Below are 16,819 nucleotides of genomic sequence, written 5' to 3'. Positions count from 1 at the left end.
CCACCCCCCGGCTCCCGCTGGAGACGACACCGGTCCCCTCGTCGTCGGCGGCGGTCACGGCCATGAATGCGGCGGCGGTGTCGTGCGCCGTCACCGCGAAGACGGGCACGGGGTGCGCGGCGCCGATCGCCGCGGTGACCCGGGCGGTGGTGGGCCCGGCCGACGATCCCGTCGGCACCACGGGAGGGAGCCGGGCGGGAAGACCCGCGGCGAGCGCGGCCGACCAGTCCCCGGTCGCCCGGTCGAGCAGCGCGGTGGTCGAGGCGAGCGAGGGCTCGGCCCCCACCCGCCCGGTGAGCAGGTGCACGACGATGTCGGCGGTCAGCAGGATCGTGTCCTCGGGGTCGCCGATGCCCGCGGACTGGTCCTGCCGCAGCTGGTGGGCCGTGTTGATGGCCTGGTCGAGCACCCCGGTGACGGCGTAGTCGGCGGCGAGGTCGCGGCCGGCGGAGGTGCGGGCGGCGAGGTCCGGGTCGGCAGCGCGGTGGTGCCGCACGAACGGACGCAGGGTGCCGTCGACGGTGAGCCGGGCGTAGTCCACGCCCCACGCGTCCACGCCGATGCCGCGCAGCTCCGCTCCCTCCTGCGCGGCGGTCGCGACGCCCGCGCGGAGTCCGGCGAGCACGCCGTCGAAGAGCGCAGGCACGTCCCACCCGAGCCCCTCGGCGCGCGGCACCGGGGTGTTGGGGAACCGGGCGGCCTCCCGGACCTCCATCCGGGGCCCTTCCGGCGCGTCGGGGCGCAGCAGGCCGACCATGATACGCAGGCTCGACGAGCCCAGGTCGACGGCGAGGTAGGCGGCCGTCATGTCAGATCGCGGTGTAGCCGCCGTCGATCACCAGCGTCTGCCCGGTGAGGTACGACGAGGCCGACGAGGCGAGCAGCAGGAGCAGGCCGTCGAGGTCGGCGGGCACGCCCATGCGGCCGGCCGGGATCATCGACACCCAGTCGGCGGCCAGCTCGGGGTTGGCCTCGGTGAACTGGCGGGTCATGTCGGAGAGGATGTAGCCGGGCGCGATGGCGTTGACCCGGATCGCGGGCGCCCACTCCACGGCGAGCGACTTCGCCAGCTGGTCGACGGCGGCCTTCGACGCGTTGTACGACGCCTGATGCTGGGGCACGTTGACCACCCGGCCCGACATCGACGAGATGAGGATCGCGGACCCCTCGCGGCCCTCCGCCCGCAGCGGTCGGGCGAAGGCCTGCGTGCAGTAGAACGTGCCGCTGAGGTTCACGTCAACGACCTTCGCCCACGTGCCGGGATCGACCTCGGTCGAGTCGCCCCAGATGGTGATGCCGGCCGCGGTCACCAGCAGGTCGGCGACGCCGAGCTCCTCGCGCACGGCCGCGAAGGCGCGCTCGACCGAGTCGGCATCGGTGACGTCGACCAGGGCGGCGGCGGTGCGGGCTCCGGTCTCGGATGCCAGCCGCGCGGCGGACTCCTCGACCTCGGGCAGCAGGTCCAGCAGCGCCACGCGCACACCGGCGCGGGCGAGGGCGGTGGCGAGCGAGTAGCCGATGCCGCGGGCGCCTCCGGTGACGACGGCGACCTTTCCGGCGAGATCAGGGAAGCTCATGGGGTCCTCTCGGGGGTGACTCCGGCGACCGGGGGATCCCCGGTCGCCGGAGGGGGTGTCAGCAGGTCGACTTGTAGACGGCGTCGGCGCCGTCGGTGTCGATGTTCTCCTTGGTGATGACCGTGAACCCGGTCTGGATCTTCTCCTCGGTGGCGTCTCCCTCGAGGGCGGCGAGCGCCTGGGCGACGCCGTCCTTGCCGATGGTGGCCGGCTCCTGGGCGACGAGCGCCTGAACGACGTCGTTGCGGAGCGCCTCGACCTGCGCGGGTCCGGCGTCGAAGCCGACCACGGTCACCTCGCCCTGCTTGCCGGCCTGCTGGATGCCGGTCGCGGTGCCCTCGGCGGCGAACAGGTTGGCGGCGAAGATGCCGACGATGTCCGGGTTGGCCTGCAGCGCGGCGGTCACGATGCGGGCGGCCTCCGCAGGCTCGTTGTGCGAGTACTCGATGCCCAGCGACTCGAACTTCGAGTCCTCGGCGACGGCCTTCTCGAAGCCCTCACCGCGCGCGTCCGACGTGGAGATGCCGGGGTCGATCGAGACCACGAGCACCTTGCCGCCCTCGGGGTGCGCCTTCTGGATGGCCTCGAACGCCGCGGCGCCACCGCCCTCGTTGTCCGACGCGATCTGGGAGACCGCCATCGACGGGTCCTCCAGGGTGGTGTCGACGAGGACGACCTTGATGCCGGCGTCGGCCGCGGCCTGGATGGGCGCCTGCATCGCGGTCACGTCGGTCGGGGCGATGAGCAGCGCGTCGGGCTTGGAGGCGACGAGCGCATCGACGATCGGCTTCTGCAGCGTCGGGTCGAACTTCTCCGGGCCCTGCACCTGCACCGTCGCTCCGGCCTCCTTGGCCGCTTCTTCGATGCCGCACTGCATGGAGATGTAGAACTCGTCTCCGGCCACGCCCTGCACGAACGCGATGTTGTAGCCGTCGTCGCCGCCGCCGGATCCGCCGTCGCCGCCCGCGTCTCCGCCCCCGCCTGCGCAACCGGCGAGGATGAGCGTCGCGGACGCGCCGAGTGCGGCGATGCTGATCGCTTTCCTGTTCCACTTCATTGTGATCACCGTTCTTCTCTTGACTGTGTGTGGATGGTGGTGGGCCGGGCGTCAGGTACGCCGGCCCCCGCTGACGAACTTGCGCCAGAGGCTCTGGGAGTTGCCGCGCATGGCGGCCGACCGGCGGACCTGGTCGACGTAGACGGCGGTGATGAGCACCGCGCCGACGGCGACCTGCTGCCAGAACGGCGGCACGCCGGTGATGACGAAGCCGTTCTGCAGCACCGCGGGGATGAACAGGCCCACGACGGTGCCGACGATGGTGCCGACGCCGCCGAAGAGGCTCGTGCCGCCGATGACGACCGCGGCGATCACGTTGAGGTTGGTCTGCGACTGCCCTGCGATCGCGGTGGTGGAGAACTGCGACAGCGAGAGGATGCCTGCGACGCCGGCGAGACCGCCGGAGAGGGTGTAGATCGCGATGAGGTGGCGGTCCACCTTCACGCCCACCCGTCGCGCGGCGAGCTCGCTCGATCCGACCGCGTAGGTGTGCAGGCCGAAGCGGGTGAAGTGCAGCACCACTCCGCCGATCACGATGATCACGAGGGCGATGACCGAGATGGTGGGGATCGTGCCGAGCACGTTGCCGTAGCCGATGGTGGTGGTCAGCACGGCGGGCACCTCACGGATGTCGACGCCGCCAGTGAGGATCTGCGCGAGGCCGAGCGACATGCCCAGCGTGCCGAGCGTGACGATCAGCGGCGGGATCTTCGCCTTGGCGATGAGGAACCCGTTGAGCAGTCCCCAGCCGATGCCGCAGGCGATCGCGACGAGGATGCCGACCACGGCCGTGCCCCAGCCCGCCCCGCCGATGGCGCGCATGACCATGGCCGAGACGACGCCGGAGAACACCAGCACCGAGCCGATCGAGAGGTCGATGCCGGCCGTGATGATCACGTACGTCATGCCGACCGCGAGCACGGCGAGGATCGAGGCGTTCTGGATGATCAGCCGGAAGTTCGACCACTGCGCGAACGTGTCGGGTGCCAGCAGGCTGAACACGACGACGATCGCGATCAGCACGAGCAGGATCTGGAAGGCCTGGGCGCGGAGCAGGTTGCGGAAGTAGCCGTTCTTCGGCTCCTCGAGGGTGCCGATCGCCACGGTCTCCGTGGGGGGCTTCGTCGTGCTCATCGGTTCGGCTCCTTGTCAGCGGCGGAGGTCTCGGCGACGTCGCCTTCGGGGGCGACGTCGGCCACGGGCGGGGCGGCGTCGCGGGTCACGGCGCCGGTCATGAGGCCGACGAGCTCCTCCATGGAGGTGTCGGCGGCGGGGATGTTGGCGACGCGCGTGCCCAGGCGCAGCACCTGGATGCGGTCGGAGACCTCCATGACGTGCGGCATGGAGTGCGAGATGAACACCACGGCGATGCCCTTGTCGCGCACCCGGCGGATCGTCTCGAGCACGTTCTGCGTCTGCCGCACGCCCAGCGCCGCGGTGGGCTCGTCGAGGAACACCACGCGCGAGGCCCAGTGCACGGCGCGGGCGATGGCGATGGCCTGCCGCTGGCCGCCCGACATCTCCCCCACCGGCGAGGTGAGCGAGCGCACGGTGGCGCCCAGCTCGTCGAAGGCGGCCCGCGACTGCGCGCGCATCTCCTTGGTCTTCATGAAGCCGAGGGCGCCGGCGACGCCGCTCTGGCGCAGCTCGCGGCCGAGGTACATGTTCTGCACCGGGTCGAGGTGGGGCGCGAGCGCGAGGTCCTGGTAGACGGTCTCGACACCGAGCGCGCTCACCGCGGACGGCGTGGACATGTCGGCCTCTTCGCCGTCGAACAGGATCGTGCCGGAGTCGACGGCGAGGTTGCCCGAGAGCGCCTTGACGAGCGTCGACTTGCCGGCGCCGTTGTCGCCGATGAGGGCCGTCACCTCCCCCGGATACACCTCGAAGTCGACGTCGTTCAGCGCGCGCACGTGGCCGAACTGGCGCGAGAGTCCGCGCGCCTGGAGAACCGGAACCGTAGAACTGAGCGACATGGGTCAGCTCCTTCCCTTGCTGTTGTCGTGATCGGAGTGGCCGGAGCGGAACGCCGCGGCCACGCTCTCGAAGTCGGTGCGGGTGCTCGCGGCGAACGCGGCGAACAGCGCGGCGCCGTAGGCGGTGGCCTCGTCGTGCGTGGCGACCGTGACATCGGGCAGCACGAGTCGGCGCGCGCGGACGACGCTCGCCATGCTCGACCACCCCCCGGTCAGCACGGTCGAGGTGGGCGGCGCGACCTCGCGGTCCATGACCTCCATGAGCTCGGCGCACATGTCGTTGCCGTGCAGCAGCGTCGCGGTGAGCAGTTCCGCCGGGTCGAGGCCGTCGCCGTTCGCGACGATCTTCAGCTCGCCGTCGTCGTTGCGGGCACCGCTGACCGCGAGGGCCCCGTCGGCGAGCGTGCCGGTGACGGGCAGCGCCATCACGGCTTCATCGATCCGCGCCCGGCCGGCGGCGTCGGCGATGCCCAGCAGCTGCAGCACGCGCCGCATGAGCAGACCGGACTTCGTGCCGGCGAGCAGCACGTATTTGCCCGGCAGCACATGACGCACGGTGTTGATGCCGGCGAGGGCGAGCCGTTCGCGCGCGTCGAACGGCAGCGGGCCGTCGAGCACCCGCACCAGCGCCTCGGCCGTGCCCATCGAGTCGTACAGCTGTCCGCTGTGGACGGCGCCCACCGCGACGGCGGAGACGAGGTGGTCGTGGCCGGCGACGGTGAGCACGGCGCCGCGGAAGCCGTCGGGCATGGCGTCGTCCGAGAGGATGCCCACGGCGCTGCCCGCGCCGACGCGCTCCGCGAGCAGGTCGTCGCCCACGCCGAGCACCTCGAAGGCGGCGTCCCACGGGGTGCTGTCGTCCTGGTCGAGCAGCCCGGTGCGCGATGCCAGGGAGTACTCGGCGACGCGGGGGCCGCCGAGGGCGTGCACCACCAGCTCCGGCACGGTGAGGAAGGTGCGTCCGCGCAGGTCCACCCCGGACTCGCGCAGGTGCAGGATCTTGGCGATGGAGGCCAGCGGGCCCACCGGCAGTCCGGTCCGTCCGAGGAACTCCGCGCGGAAGGCGTCGGGGGTGGCGAGGATCTCGGCGGCACCGCGCGGGTCGAACCAGGCCATGACGGGCGCCGCGGGCTCTCCGGCGGCGTCCAGCAGCACGCCGGCCTCGGCCATGCCCGACACCCCGAGCGCGAGCACGCGGTAGGGGCCGTGCACGCGCAGCAGGACGTCGGCCTCGTGGGCGAGCTCGCGGACGGTGTCGACGGCGACCGCGGCGGGCATCTCGGCGCGGCCGTGCTCACGGCTCGTCCACGGCGACCGGCGGCTCGCGACGAGCACCTGGCGTCCGTCGGTGTCGGCGACGAGGAGCTTGATGCTGGTCGATCCCATGTCGACGCCGACGACGTAGCCGTTCATCGGATCCCGGTCCCGGTGAGCGTGGTCGGCCATCCCGCGCCCGGCTCGGCGACGAGCACGCGCGCGTCACCCGCGAGATGCCAGGCGCCGAAGGCGTGCGGCACGGCGAAGGCCTGGCCGTGCGAGACGGCGATCCGGCCGGACGCGCCGACCAGCTCGCCCTCCCCCTCCTGCACCAGCACGACGCCGAAGCCGGCAGGGCGCTCGGTCGAGACGTCCCCGGAGACGGCCGCGTCCCAGAGGCGGAAGAAGGGGTCGGCGGCGGCGGGCAGGAGCGAGCGGAAGCGCGGGCCGGCGGGCGTCGTGCCCGCGTCGCTGATCAGTGCGGCGAGCTGCTCGGGGGCGAGGCGGTCGGCCGAGACGGCGGGCATCACGGCGTCGAAGCCGAGGTCCAGGTGCGACTCCTCGCGGGTCGAGGTGGTGACCGACCACTCCAGCAGGATGGAGAAGTCGGTGGGCTCCTGCACCTCGGCGACGAAGATGCCGCCGTCGATGGCGTGCGCGGTGCCGGCGGGCACGAGGATGCCCATGCCCTCGCGCACGACGACGCGGTTCATGTGCGCGAGCATCCACTCGCTGTCCTGGGCGTCGCGGCGGCGGTCCAGCTCGGCCCGGTCGAGGTCGGTGTTCCAGCCGAGGTGCACGGCGCTGTCGGCCTCGGTGTCGAGCACGAACCACGCCTCCGTCTTGCCGTACGGGCAGGCCAGGTGGCTCGTGGCGAACGCCCGGTCGGGGTGCACGTGCACGGGGAGGCGCTGGCGGGCGTCGAGCAGCTTGACCAGCAGTCCCACGTCGCCCGCGTCGGCTCCGCTCCCCGGGCCGGTCCAGGCCGCGGGGTCGGCGGTCACGAGGTCGCGCAGCAGGGCGCCGTCGGCGGTGACGGCGAGACCGGTGTCCGGCGTGCCGAACCGCGACACCGTCGCGCCCAGCCACTCCTCGGGCTGGTGGTCGGTCTCGGGCTCGATCCCGCGCAGCGCCGCGATGCGGTCGCCGCCGCGGTAGAAGTGCTGGACGGGGTTGGGCGGCAGCAGGACCGGGTTCATCGCAGGTCTCCGATCGGGCGGGCCGATGCGTCGCGCTCGGGGGCCATCTCGCCCGAGCCGCGGGCGATGAGGCGGGTGGGGACGACGATGTGCTCCGGCTCGGCCTGGGGGTCGGCGCCGAGCTGCATCAGCCGCCGGAACGTCGCCTCGCCGATCAGCCGGGGGTCCTGGTCGACGCAGGTGATGCCAGGGGTGAACACGTCGGCGAACTGGAAGTCGCCGAACGAGATCAGCGCGGGCATCGGCACGCGGTCGGCACTGAGCACGTGGATGGTCGCGATGGCGGCGGGGCTGGTGGCGCAGAAGAGGGCCGTCGGCGCGTCGGGGCGGGCGAGCAGCTCGCTGATCGACCGCTCTTCGCGGTGGCGGCCCTGCGCGATGATCAGGCTCTCGTCCACCTCGACCCCGGCCTCGGCGTGGGCGTCGCGGTAGGCGCTCAGGCGCTCGAACACGGTGGGGTACGGGATCTCCTCGCCGATGAAGCCGATGCGGCGGTGCCCGCGGGAGAGGAAGCCGCGGACGGCTTCGAGCGTGGCGCCGTAGTCGTCGACGACGATCGAGTCGATGCCTTCGCGCGAACGGTCGACGCAGATCACCGGGAACCGCTGCCGCAGCGCCGCCAGCTCGGCGGACTCGATCGCGAAGGGCGAGATGATGAGCCCGCGCAGGCGGTCGCCGGTGAGACGTTCGAGCTGTTCGCGCTCCTGTGCGGCGTCGTGCACGGTGCTGGCGAAGAGCACGTTGAGGCCCTCGGCGACGGCGAGCTCCTCGACGGCGCTGACGAACGCGGCGAAGAACGGGTCGGAGATGGCGTCGATGAGGATGCCGATGGTGTCGGTGTCGCCGCGCTTGAGCGACCGGGCGCGACGGTCGGGCACGAAGCCGAGCTCGAGCACCGCGGCGGCGACGCGTTCGCGGGTCTCGGGAAGCACGCCGCTCTCGCCGTTGACGACGCGCGAGACGGTCTTGATGCTCACGCCGGCGAGCTGCGCCACGTCGGTGATGCGCGCCCGGCGGCGCCCGTCACGCTGGGTGCCCACCGTCGCGCTCGACTCGTCGCGCTCGTGCTCCATTGCCACCTCGACATCGTTGTCATCGTTGAATCCGCGGCCATCGCGAGTTCGATGGGAACATCATGCGACCGGGTCGACAACGTTGTCAAGCGCCGATTCGATCGCAGCCCACCGCTGCGAGCGGTCACCCGCCGGGCGTCACCTCGACGTCGACGCCCAGTTCGAGCACCCCGCCGGGCGCCAGCGGGCGCAGCAGTCCGCGAGCCCGCGCATCGGCCCGGCCGAGGATCGTCGGCACGGTCGCCGGCTCGATCCCCAGGACGACGTGGCCGCGCTCCTCGGCGACGCGCCACTGGAACAGCGCCGGCAGGCGTGCGGTGTCGACGGCGATGCGGACCGCCGCCCCGCGCGGGCTCTCGACGACGATGTCGACCCGCTCCCGAAGCGGCAGCTCGTGGCGGAACACCTGCTCGGGATACGACACCGCCGGGGCCGGGAACCGGTCCCACGAGCCGAGGCCCGCCCGCGCCTGCGCGTCCCGGGGCTCGACAGCGGTCGCCGGCGAGTGCAGCACGGTCCCCTCGTCGACCAGCGGCCAGCCGAGGTTGAGGTGGTAGAGCACCATGGGCTCCACGGCAGCCGCCCCGCGGTTGACCACGAGGTCCTGCACCCGGACCAGGCGCGACCCGATCGGCGTGCTGATGCGGCGCCGGAGTTCGAGGTGCACCCCGAAGACCTCGACCTCGCGGACCGTGCCCTCGACCACGACCTCGCGGTCGGTCACCTCGGTGCGCGTGACCTCGGCGCGCAGCGACGAGTATCGGCCGTGCAGCGGATGCGCCTCACCCTCGTCGACGGACGGCGCTCCGAAGCTGCGCAGTCCGCAGGTCGTCAGCAGCCCACCCCCGAACGACCGCAGCCAGCCGTCGTCGTCCGGCCCGGGGACGATCGGGGGGAATCCGGTCGCCGAGGTCCACGCGAAGGGCATGCCCGCGACCCGCAGCTGCCCCAGGTCGAGGCCGCGATCGGGCAGGACCTCGAGGTCGAGGTCGCCGTTGACGACCCGGATCCGACGGCTCCCCGCATCCGGTCCGTCAGTCCGCAGCGACGACTCCACCGTCACGGCCTGCCCGCGGTGTCCGAGCCGTCGCCAGGCCTCGTCGATCGGCGCCCCGTACAGCTCCGCCACCATCGCCCGCCCTTCTCCCGCGCCGTCCTGGCGCGCGTGCGGCCACCGTAGCAGGCGCTCGTCCGGCCCGGATCGTCGCGATTGACAACGTTGTCTCGTCTCTGCATACTGATCCTGCGCATCGCCGCGCCACCCTCACGCAGAGAGCACCATCGATGACGAAGCCTCGCCTCCACCGCCTGTTCCACGCCCGCTCCGGTCGCGCCCTCGACGTGGCCGTCGACCACGGGGCCTTCCACGAGCACTCGTTCCTCACCGGCATCGAGGACATGGCCGCGACCGTCCGCACCCTCGTCGACGCGGGCCCGGATGCGATCCAGCTGACGCTCGGACAGGCCCCGCTGCTGCAGTCCGTCCCCGGCAAGCAGAAGCCCGGCCTCGTGCTGCGCACCGACATCGCCAACGTCTACAACGACCCGCTGGAGTCGCCGCTGCACTCGATCCACGTGCCCGACGCGATCGAGGTGGCGGTGCGGCTCGACGCGGTCGCCGTGTGCGTGAACCTGCTCGACCTCCCCGGCCACCCCGAGGTGCGCGAGCAGTGCATCCGGTCGATCCTCGCGCTGCGCACCGACGCCGAGCGTTACGGCATGCCCCTGATGATCGAGCCGCTGGTGATGCAGACCCGGGCGGGCGCGGGGGGTTATGCGGTGGACGGCGACACCGCCAAGATCGTCACGCTCGTGCGGCAGGCCAGGGAGCTCGGGGCCGACCTCATCAAGGCCGATCCCACCGACGAGATCTCCGACTACCACCGCGTCATCCAGGCCGCCGGCGACACCCCGGTCCTGGTGCGCGGCGGCGGACGCGTCGACGATCGCACGCTCCTCGAGCGCACGGTCGCCGTCCTCGCGCAGGGTGCCCGCGGCATCGTGTACGGCCGCAACGTCATCCAGCACGACGACCCCCGGGGCATCACCGCAGCCCTGATGGCCGTGGTGCACGACGACGCCTCGGTCGACGACGCGCTCCGCCTGATCGGAGCGACGCGATGAGCGGGCGCCGCGTAAACGTCGGCATCATCGGCGGGGGTCTGATGGGCCGAGAGATCGCGGCGGCCCTGCGCCGCTGGCCCGCGCTCGTCGACCACCCCGCCGACCCGCAGCTCGTGGCGGTGTGCGACATCAACCCCGCGGCCCTGGAGTGGTTCGCCGGGATCGACACCGTGCGCCTCACCACCACCGACCACCATGAGCTGCTGGCCGATCCCGACATCGACGTGGTCTACATCGCCGTCCGCCACGACCTGCATGAGCAGCTCTACGTCGACACGATCCGGGCGGGCAAGGCCCTGCTGGCCGAGAAGCCCTTCGGCATCGACGGGGCCGCCGCCGACGCGATCCTCCGGGCGATCGACGAGACCCCCGGGTCGTTCGTACGGGTATCGAGTGAGATGCCGTACTTCCCCGGCGCCCAGTGGGCGGTCGACTACGTGCGCTCCGGGGCGCTCGGTCGCATCGTCGAGGCGCGCTGCGCGTTCCTGCACGCCAGCGACCTCGATACGGCGAAGCCGCTGAACTGGAAGCGCCAGCAGCGGTTCTGCGGCGAGGCCGGGGTGCTCAACGACCTCGGCATGCACACCTGGCACGTGCCGCTGCGCCTCGGCTGGATGCCCGAGACCGTCAGCGGCGTGCTGCAGGACATCGTCACCGAACGGCCGGGACCCGACGGCACCCCGCAGCCGTGCGACACCTGGGACAACGCCGTCCTGCACTCGTGGGCGACGCACGACGGGGCGCGGTTCCCGCTCACGACCGAGACCAAGCGGATCGCCCCCGGCGAGAAGAACACCTGGGAGTTCGAGGCGATCGGCATGGAGGGCGCCGTGCGCTTCAGCACCAAGAACCCCAAGGAGGTGCAGGTGTTCGCGCTGATCGACGTGCCGGGGGTCGGGCGCGAGCAGAGCTGGCAGCGCATCGACGCCGGCAGCCAGTCGGTGTGGCCCACGGTGACCGGGCCGAACTTCGAGTCGGGCTTCTCGGATGCGATCCTGCAGATGTGGGCGGCGTTCCTCGCCGAGCATCAGGGGCTCCTCGGCGACGGCTTCGGCACCGTGCGACCGGAGGAGGCGGCCGCGACGCATCGGATCTTCGCGGCGGCCATCGCCTCGCATCAGTCGGGCGCGGCCGTCGCGCCGCGCCGGTGAACGGCGCGCACGCTCCTATCGTGGAGAGGTGGTGAGCGGAGGGCGCACGATGCGCGGCAGCGGCAGGCCGACGATGAACGACGTGGCCGCCGCGGCGGGGGTCAGTCTGAAGACCGTCTCGCGCGTCATCAACGCGGAGCCCAACGTCGACCCCGCCCTGGCCGACCGCGTGCGCGAGGCCATCGACCGCCTCGGATACCACCGCAACGCCCTCGCGGCGAGCCTGCGCTCCGGCACCAACGACACCATCGGGTTCCTCGCCGCCGACCTCTCCAACTCCTTCTCGATGGGGATCGCCGCGGCCGTGTCGGCCGTCGCGTCACAGCGGGGTCTGCACGTCCTGATGGCCTCCAGCGAGGAGGATCCCGCCGTCGAGCGCCGCCTCGCCCTCGACCTCTGCCAGCGCCGGGTGGGCGGGCTGATCCTGGTCCCCGCCGCGACCGATCACGGCTACCTGGCGCCCGAGGTCGCCCACGGCACGCCGGTCGTGTTCCTCGACCGCCCGGGCGACGGCATTCCCGCCGACACCGTGCTGCTCGACAACCGCGGCGGTGCACGCGCGGCGGTCGCCGAACTGCTGGGCGGGCATGAGCGGATCGGGCTCCTGCTCGACGCGACGGAGATCTACACGATGCGCGAGCGGCTGGCCGGGGCCGAGGAGGCGTTCGCCGCCGCGGGCCGCGCGCTCGATCCGTCGCTCCTCGTCACGGGCATCCACACCCCGCAGGACGCCGCGGCTGCCACGGCGCGCCTCCTCGACGGCCCCCGCCCGCCGACGGCCCTATTCTGCGGCAACAACCGCGCGACGGTCGGAGCCCTCGAAGAGCTCACGCGGCGTGACGCCGACGTCGCGGTGACCGGCTTCGACGACTTCGAGCTGTCGTGGATGCTGCCGCGGCCGCTGCGCGTGGTGGCTTACGACGTCGCCGCACTGGGCGCCCTGGCCGCCACCACGCTCCTCGACCGCATCGCGGGGGACGCCGCCGCGCCACCCGCCCTGCACCTCGTGCCGACCACGCTCGTCGATCGCGGCGGTCGGCAGCGCACGCCCACCGGCTAGATTCCCGGTATGGCTCTTTCCGGAAACCTCGACGCTCAGCGCCGCCGCGACGAGCTGGTCACGATGGCCGAAGGCCCCGAGGGCGTCTCGATCGACGGGGCAGCGGAGCTGTTCGCGGTGTCGTCGATGACGATCCGGCGCGACCTCCTCGAGCTCGAGGCCGAGGGGCGGGTGCGACGGGTGCGCGGCGGGGCGACAGCGGCTCCCCGCGCCCGGCCCTTCGACGCCCGGCGCAGCATGCGGGCGAGCGCCAAGAGGGTGATCGCCGAGAAGGCGCTGCACCTGGTGCCGGCCGCCGGGACGGTGGCCCTCGACGCGTCGACGACGATAAGCACGCTCGCCGCGGTGCTCGGACCGCGCGACGCACTCGCCGTGTACACCAACGCCGTCGAGACCTTCCAGCTGCTGCAGCCGCGGGAGGGGGTGACCGCGGTGCTGTCGGGCGGCACCGCCGAGCCGACCACGGGCAGCCTGATCGGACCCCTCGCCCTCCGCAGCCTGCAGGCGGTGTACTTCGACGTGTTCTTCGCCTCGGCCGATGCCCTCGACGAGGGCGACGGCTCCTCCGAGGTGTCGGTGGAGGAGGCCGAGGTCAAGCGGGCGCTCGCCGCGCAGGCGAGCACCACGGTGCTCTGCGTCGATGCGACCAAGCTGGGCCGTCGGTCGGTCGCCCGCGCCCTCGAGCCCGCGCAGGTGGACGTGCTGATCACCGATCTCGATCCGGCGGATGAGCGCCTCGACCCCTTCCGGGGGATCGCCGAGGTGCGCTGACCCTTGGCGCTCGCGTCAGATCATGTTATCTTTCACAGGACTTAACAGCGCTGCGGCGCTCCCCCGATGGTGCAGGAGATCGTCATGACCAACCCGACCGCCGCCGAGCTGATCGCGCGGAGCAACCGTCTGGGCGCAGACCCGAAGAACACCAACTACGCCGGGGGCAACACCTCGGCCAAGGGCACCGAGATCGATCCCGTCACCGGGCAGCCCGTCGAACTGCTGTGGGTCAAGGGCTCGGGCGGCGACCTGGGCACCCTCACCGAGAGCGGCCTCGCCGTGCTGCGCCTCGACCGGATGCGGGCGCTCGTCGACGTGTATCCCGGAATCGACCGCGAAGACGAGATGGTCGCCGCGTTCGACTACTGCCTGCACGGCAAGGGCGGGGCAGCCCCCTCGATCGACACGGCCATGCACGGACTCGTCGACGCGGCACACGTCGACCACCTGCACCCCGACTCGGGCATCGCGATCGCGACCGCCGCCGACGGCGAGGCCCTGACGACCGCGATCTTCGGTGACCGCGTGGTGTGGGTGCCGTGGCGGCGCCCTGGTTTCCAGCTCGGACTCGACATCGCCGCCATCAAGGCGGAGAACCCCGCCGCGATCGGCTGCATCCTCGGCGGGCACGGCATCACGGCGTGGGGCGACACCTCCGACGAGGCCGAGGCGAACTCCCTCTGGATCATCGACACCGCGGCGGCGTACCTCGCCGACCACGGCCGCGCCGAGCCGTTCGGTCCCGTCCGCCCGGGGTTCGAGGCGCTCCCCGAGGCCGACCGTCGCCGTCGGGCCGCGGCCCTCGCCGGCACCATCCGCGGCATCGCCTCGACCGACAAGCCGATGGTGGGGCACTTCACGGACGACGCCGTCGTGCTCGACTTCCTCGCAGCCGAGAAGGCGCCCGCCCTCGCGGCCCTGGGCACCAGCTGCCCCGATCACTTCCTGCGCACCAAGGTGAAGCCGCTGATCCTCGACCTGCCCCCCACGGCGACCGTCGACGAGCAGATCGCGCGTCTGCACGAGCTGCACACGCAGTACCGCGCCGACTACCGGGCCTACTACGACGCGCACGCCACCCCCGACTCCCCCGCCATCCGCGGCGCCGACCCGCTCATCGTGCTCGTGCCCGGCGTGGGCATGTTCTCCTACGGCGCGAACAAGCAGACCGCGCGCGTCGCCGGCGAGTTCTATGTCAACGCGATCAACGTCATGCGCGGCGCCGAGGCCGTGTCGAGCTACGCCCCGATCTCCGACGCCGAGAAGTTCCGCATCGAGTACTGGGCGCTGGAGGAGGCCAAGCTCCAGCGGCTGCCGAAGCCGAAGACCCACCAGGGTCGCATCGCGTTCGTCACCGGCGCCGCCTCCGGCATCGGCAAGGCGATCGCGACCCGATTGGCCGCCGAGGGCGCCTGCGTGGTCGTGGCCGATCTCGATCTCGAGAAGGCGCAGGCCGCGGCCGCCGAGCTCGGGAACACCGACGTCGCGATCGGCGTCGCCGCGAACGTGGCGGATGCCGAGGCCGTGCAGGCCGCGCTCGACGAGGCCCTGCTCGCGTTCGGCGGCGTCGACCTGGTCGTCAACAACGCGGGGCTCTCCCTGTCGAAGCCACTGCTGGAGACGACCGAGAAGGACTGGGACCTGCAGCACGACGTCATGGCCAAGGGCTCGTTCCTGGTGTCGAAGGCCGCGGCCCGTGTGCTGATCGATCAGAAGCTCGGCGGCGACATCATCTACATCTCGTCGAAGAACTCCGTGTTCGCGGGCCCGAACAACATCGCCTATTCCGCGACCAAGGCCGACCAGGCCCACCAGGTGCGGCTGCTCGCGGTCGAGCTCGGCGAGCACGGCGTGCGGGTCAACGGCATCAACCCCGACGGCGTCGTGCGCGGCTCCGGCATCTTCGCGTCGGGCTGGGGCGCCAACCGTGCCGCCACGTACGGTGTCAAGGAAGAGGACCTCGGCCAGTTCTACGCCAACCGCACGATCCTCAAGCGCGAGGTCGTGCCGGAGAACGTCGCCGATGCCGTCTACGTGCTCACCGGACCGGAGCTGAGCCGCACCACCGGCCTGCACATCCCCGTCGACTCCGGCGTCGCCGCCGCGTTCCTGCGATGAGGGTCACCGGCCGATGAACGACACGAGGGTCAGGGCGGTGGCGGCGGTCGACCTGGGCGCGACCAGCGGCCGGGTCATGATCGGGCGCATCGGCCCCGGGGTGCTCGACCTGGAACCCGTCTCGCGGTTCCCGCACGGAGCGGTGGAGCGTGCCGACGGACTGCACTGGGACTTCGCCGCCCTGTACGAGCACGTGGTGGACGGGCTCGCCGAGGCCGTCCGCCGCGAGCCGTCCATCGAGAGCATCGGGATCGACTCCTGGGCGGTGGACTACGGGCTGCTGCGCGACGGCGAGCTGCTCGGGGAGCCGTTCCACTACCGCGACCGCCGCACCGCCCGTGGCGTGGCCAAGGTGCATGGCGAGGTGCCCTTCGCGGAGCTGTACGAGCGCAACGGCCTGCAGTTCCTGCCGTTCACCACGCTGTACCAGTTCCGTGCCGACCCGCGTCTCACGGAGGCGGACACGGCTCTACTCATCCCCGACCTCCTCGCGTACCTCCTCACGGGCCGGCGCGTCGCGGAGCGCACGAACGCCTCCACCACCGGCCTGCTCGGGGTGCGGTCGGGCGAATGGGACACCGAGCTCGCGGTCAGGGCGGGGATCCCGCCACGGCTCCTGCCCGAACTCGTCGACGCCGGCACGGTCGTCGGCACGCTGACCCCCGGGGTCGCGGCACGCATCGGTGCGAGCCTGCCCGTGGTGGCGGTGGCCTCGCACGACACCGCGTCCGCCGTCGTCGCCGTTCCGCTGGAGTCGTCCTCGTCCGCGTTCATCTCGTGCGGGACCTGGGGCCTGGTGGGCGTCGAGCTGCGCGCACCCGTGCTCACCGACGACGCGCGGGAGGCGAACTTCACGCACGAGCGCGGAGCCGACGGCCGGTATCGCTTCCTGCACAACGTCACGGGGCTCTGGCTGCTCAGTGAGACGGTGCGCGCGTGGGAGGCCGAAGACGGTGCGCCGATCGCACTGCCGGAACTCCTGGCCGCCGCGTCGGCCGTCACCGACCAGGTCCCGGTGTTCGACGCGAACGACCCGTCGCTGAGCGCGCCGGGGGACATGCCCGCCCGGATCGCCGCCCTGCTGCCGCAACCGGTGCCGTCGACGCGTGCGGCGTTCGTGCGCTCGATCATCGAGTCCATCGCCGCGGCGTTCGCCGAGGCGGTGCACACGGCCGCCGGGCTCTCCGGCCGCAGTCTCGACCGCATCCACCTGGTCGGGGGCGGCGCGCTCAACGACCTGCTCTGCCAGGCGACCGCCGACCGCTCTGGCCTCCCGGTCCTCGCGGGCCCGGTCGAGGCGACCGCCCTGGGGAACGTCCTGATCCAGGGCCGCGCACTCGGTGCGACCCGCGGCACGCTGGAAGACCTTCGCGCCCTCGTCGCCGCCACGCATCCCCCGAAGGTCTTCGCGCCCGGCGCCTGATCCGAACGGCGAAAAGGGGCGGTTCCTTTC

The 16,819-nt window shown here is 72.3% G+C and carries 15 protein-coding genes; 6 read left to right on the top strand and 9 right to left on the bottom strand.

The window, feature by feature from the left end; all coding sequences use genetic code 11:
- The 9 genes from ACWGQ1_RS14030 to ACWGQ1_RS13990 form a co-directional block, all read right to left on the bottom strand.
- A partial coding sequence (locus tag ACWGQ1_RS14030; RefSeq protein WP_452313155.1) for an FGGY family carbohydrate kinase occupies positions 1–808 on the bottom strand: 808 nt, incomplete at its 3' end.
- Between the two features lies 1 nt (position 809).
- A complete protein-coding gene (locus tag ACWGQ1_RS14025) occupies positions 810–1,577 on the bottom strand; it encodes an SDR family oxidoreductase (RefSeq protein WP_136028608.1) in 768 nt (255 codons plus the stop codon).
- A 58-nt stretch (positions 1,578–1,635) separates the two neighbouring features.
- The gene (locus ACWGQ1_RS14020) at positions 1,636–2,634 is read right to left on the bottom strand and encodes an ABC transporter substrate-binding protein (RefSeq protein ID WP_136028622.1); all 999 of its coding nucleotides are present in this window, start codon (positions 2,632–2,634) and stop codon (positions 1,636–1,638) included.
- A 51-nt stretch (positions 2,635–2,685) separates the two neighbouring features.
- Entirely contained in the window at positions 2,686–3,768 is a 1,083-nt protein-coding gene (locus tag ACWGQ1_RS14015; RefSeq protein ID WP_136028609.1) for an ABC transporter permease, read from the bottom strand.
- Complete coding sequence (locus ACWGQ1_RS14010; protein WP_136037227.1) at positions 3,765–4,610, bottom strand: ATP-binding cassette domain-containing protein; 846 nt, start codon at positions 4,608–4,610, stop codon at positions 3,765–3,767. The genes ACWGQ1_RS14015 and ACWGQ1_RS14010 overlap by 4 nt, the downstream gene beginning before the upstream one ends.
- Positions 4,611–4,613: 3 nt before the next feature.
- Complete coding sequence (locus ACWGQ1_RS14005) at positions 4,614–6,023, bottom strand: FGGY family carbohydrate kinase (protein ID WP_452313154.1); 1,410 nt, start codon at positions 6,021–6,023, stop codon at positions 4,614–4,616.
- The gene (locus tag ACWGQ1_RS14000) at positions 6,020–7,066 is read right to left on the bottom strand and encodes a class I mannose-6-phosphate isomerase (protein ID WP_452313153.1); all 1,047 of its coding nucleotides are present in this window, start codon (positions 7,064–7,066) and stop codon (positions 6,020–6,022) included. The genes ACWGQ1_RS14005 and ACWGQ1_RS14000 overlap by 4 nt, the downstream gene beginning before the upstream one ends.
- The gene (locus ACWGQ1_RS13995) at positions 7,063–8,139 is read right to left on the bottom strand and encodes a LacI family DNA-binding transcriptional regulator (protein WP_206251804.1); all 1,077 of its coding nucleotides are present in this window, start codon (positions 8,137–8,139) and stop codon (positions 7,063–7,065) included. The genes ACWGQ1_RS14000 and ACWGQ1_RS13995 overlap by 4 nt, the downstream gene beginning before the upstream one ends.
- A 124-nt stretch (positions 8,140–8,263) precedes the next feature.
- A complete protein-coding gene (locus tag ACWGQ1_RS13990) occupies positions 8,264–9,271 on the bottom strand; it encodes an aldose 1-epimerase family protein (protein ID WP_136028614.1) in 1,008 nt (335 codons plus the stop codon).
- Between the two features lie 152 nt (positions 9,272–9,423).
- Between ACWGQ1_RS13990 and ACWGQ1_RS13985 the strand changes: the two genes are divergently transcribed.
- The 6 genes from ACWGQ1_RS13985 to ACWGQ1_RS13960 all read left to right on the top strand — a co-directional run bounded on the left by ACWGQ1_RS13985 (position 9,424) and on the right by ACWGQ1_RS13960 (position 16,789).
- Positions 9,424–10,263, top strand: a complete 840-nt coding sequence (locus ACWGQ1_RS13985) for a class I fructose-bisphosphate aldolase (RefSeq protein WP_136028615.1) — start codon at positions 9,424–9,426, stop codon at positions 10,261–10,263.
- Positions 10,260–11,414 (top strand): Gfo/Idh/MocA family oxidoreductase, encoded by a 1,155-nt coding sequence (locus tag ACWGQ1_RS13980; protein ID WP_452313152.1) that lies wholly within the window; start codon positions 10,260–10,262, stop codon positions 11,412–11,414. Before ACWGQ1_RS13985 ends, ACWGQ1_RS13980 begins: the two co-directional genes overlap by 4 nt.
- A gap of 31 nt (positions 11,415–11,445) precedes the next feature.
- Positions 11,446–12,474 (top strand): LacI family DNA-binding transcriptional regulator, encoded by a 1,029-nt coding sequence (locus ACWGQ1_RS13975; protein ID WP_240753285.1) that lies wholly within the window; start codon positions 11,446–11,448, stop codon positions 12,472–12,474.
- Between the two features lie 9 nt (positions 12,475–12,483).
- Positions 12,484–13,245 (top strand): DeoR/GlpR family DNA-binding transcription regulator, encoded by a 762-nt coding sequence (locus ACWGQ1_RS13970; protein WP_247982773.1) that lies wholly within the window; start codon positions 12,484–12,486, stop codon positions 13,243–13,245.
- Positions 13,246–13,329: 84 nt separating this feature from the next.
- Positions 13,330–15,366 (top strand): bifunctional aldolase/short-chain dehydrogenase, encoded by a 2,037-nt coding sequence (locus ACWGQ1_RS13965; RefSeq protein WP_136028618.1) that lies wholly within the window; start codon positions 13,330–13,332, stop codon positions 15,364–15,366.
- A 13-nt stretch (positions 15,367–15,379) separates the two neighbouring features.
- Positions 15,380–16,789, top strand: coding sequence for an FGGY-family carbohydrate kinase (locus ACWGQ1_RS13960; protein ID WP_452313151.1), 1,410 nt, complete (start codon positions 15,380–15,382; stop codon positions 16,787–16,789).
- The last annotated feature ends 30 nt before the right edge of the window (positions 16,790–16,819 follow it).

It is taken from the genome of Microbacterium sp. NPDC055599, assembly GCF_053618975.1.
The sequence above is the reverse complement of the archived record's forward strand: the minus strand, read 5'-3'. Positions and strand labels throughout refer to the sequence as shown.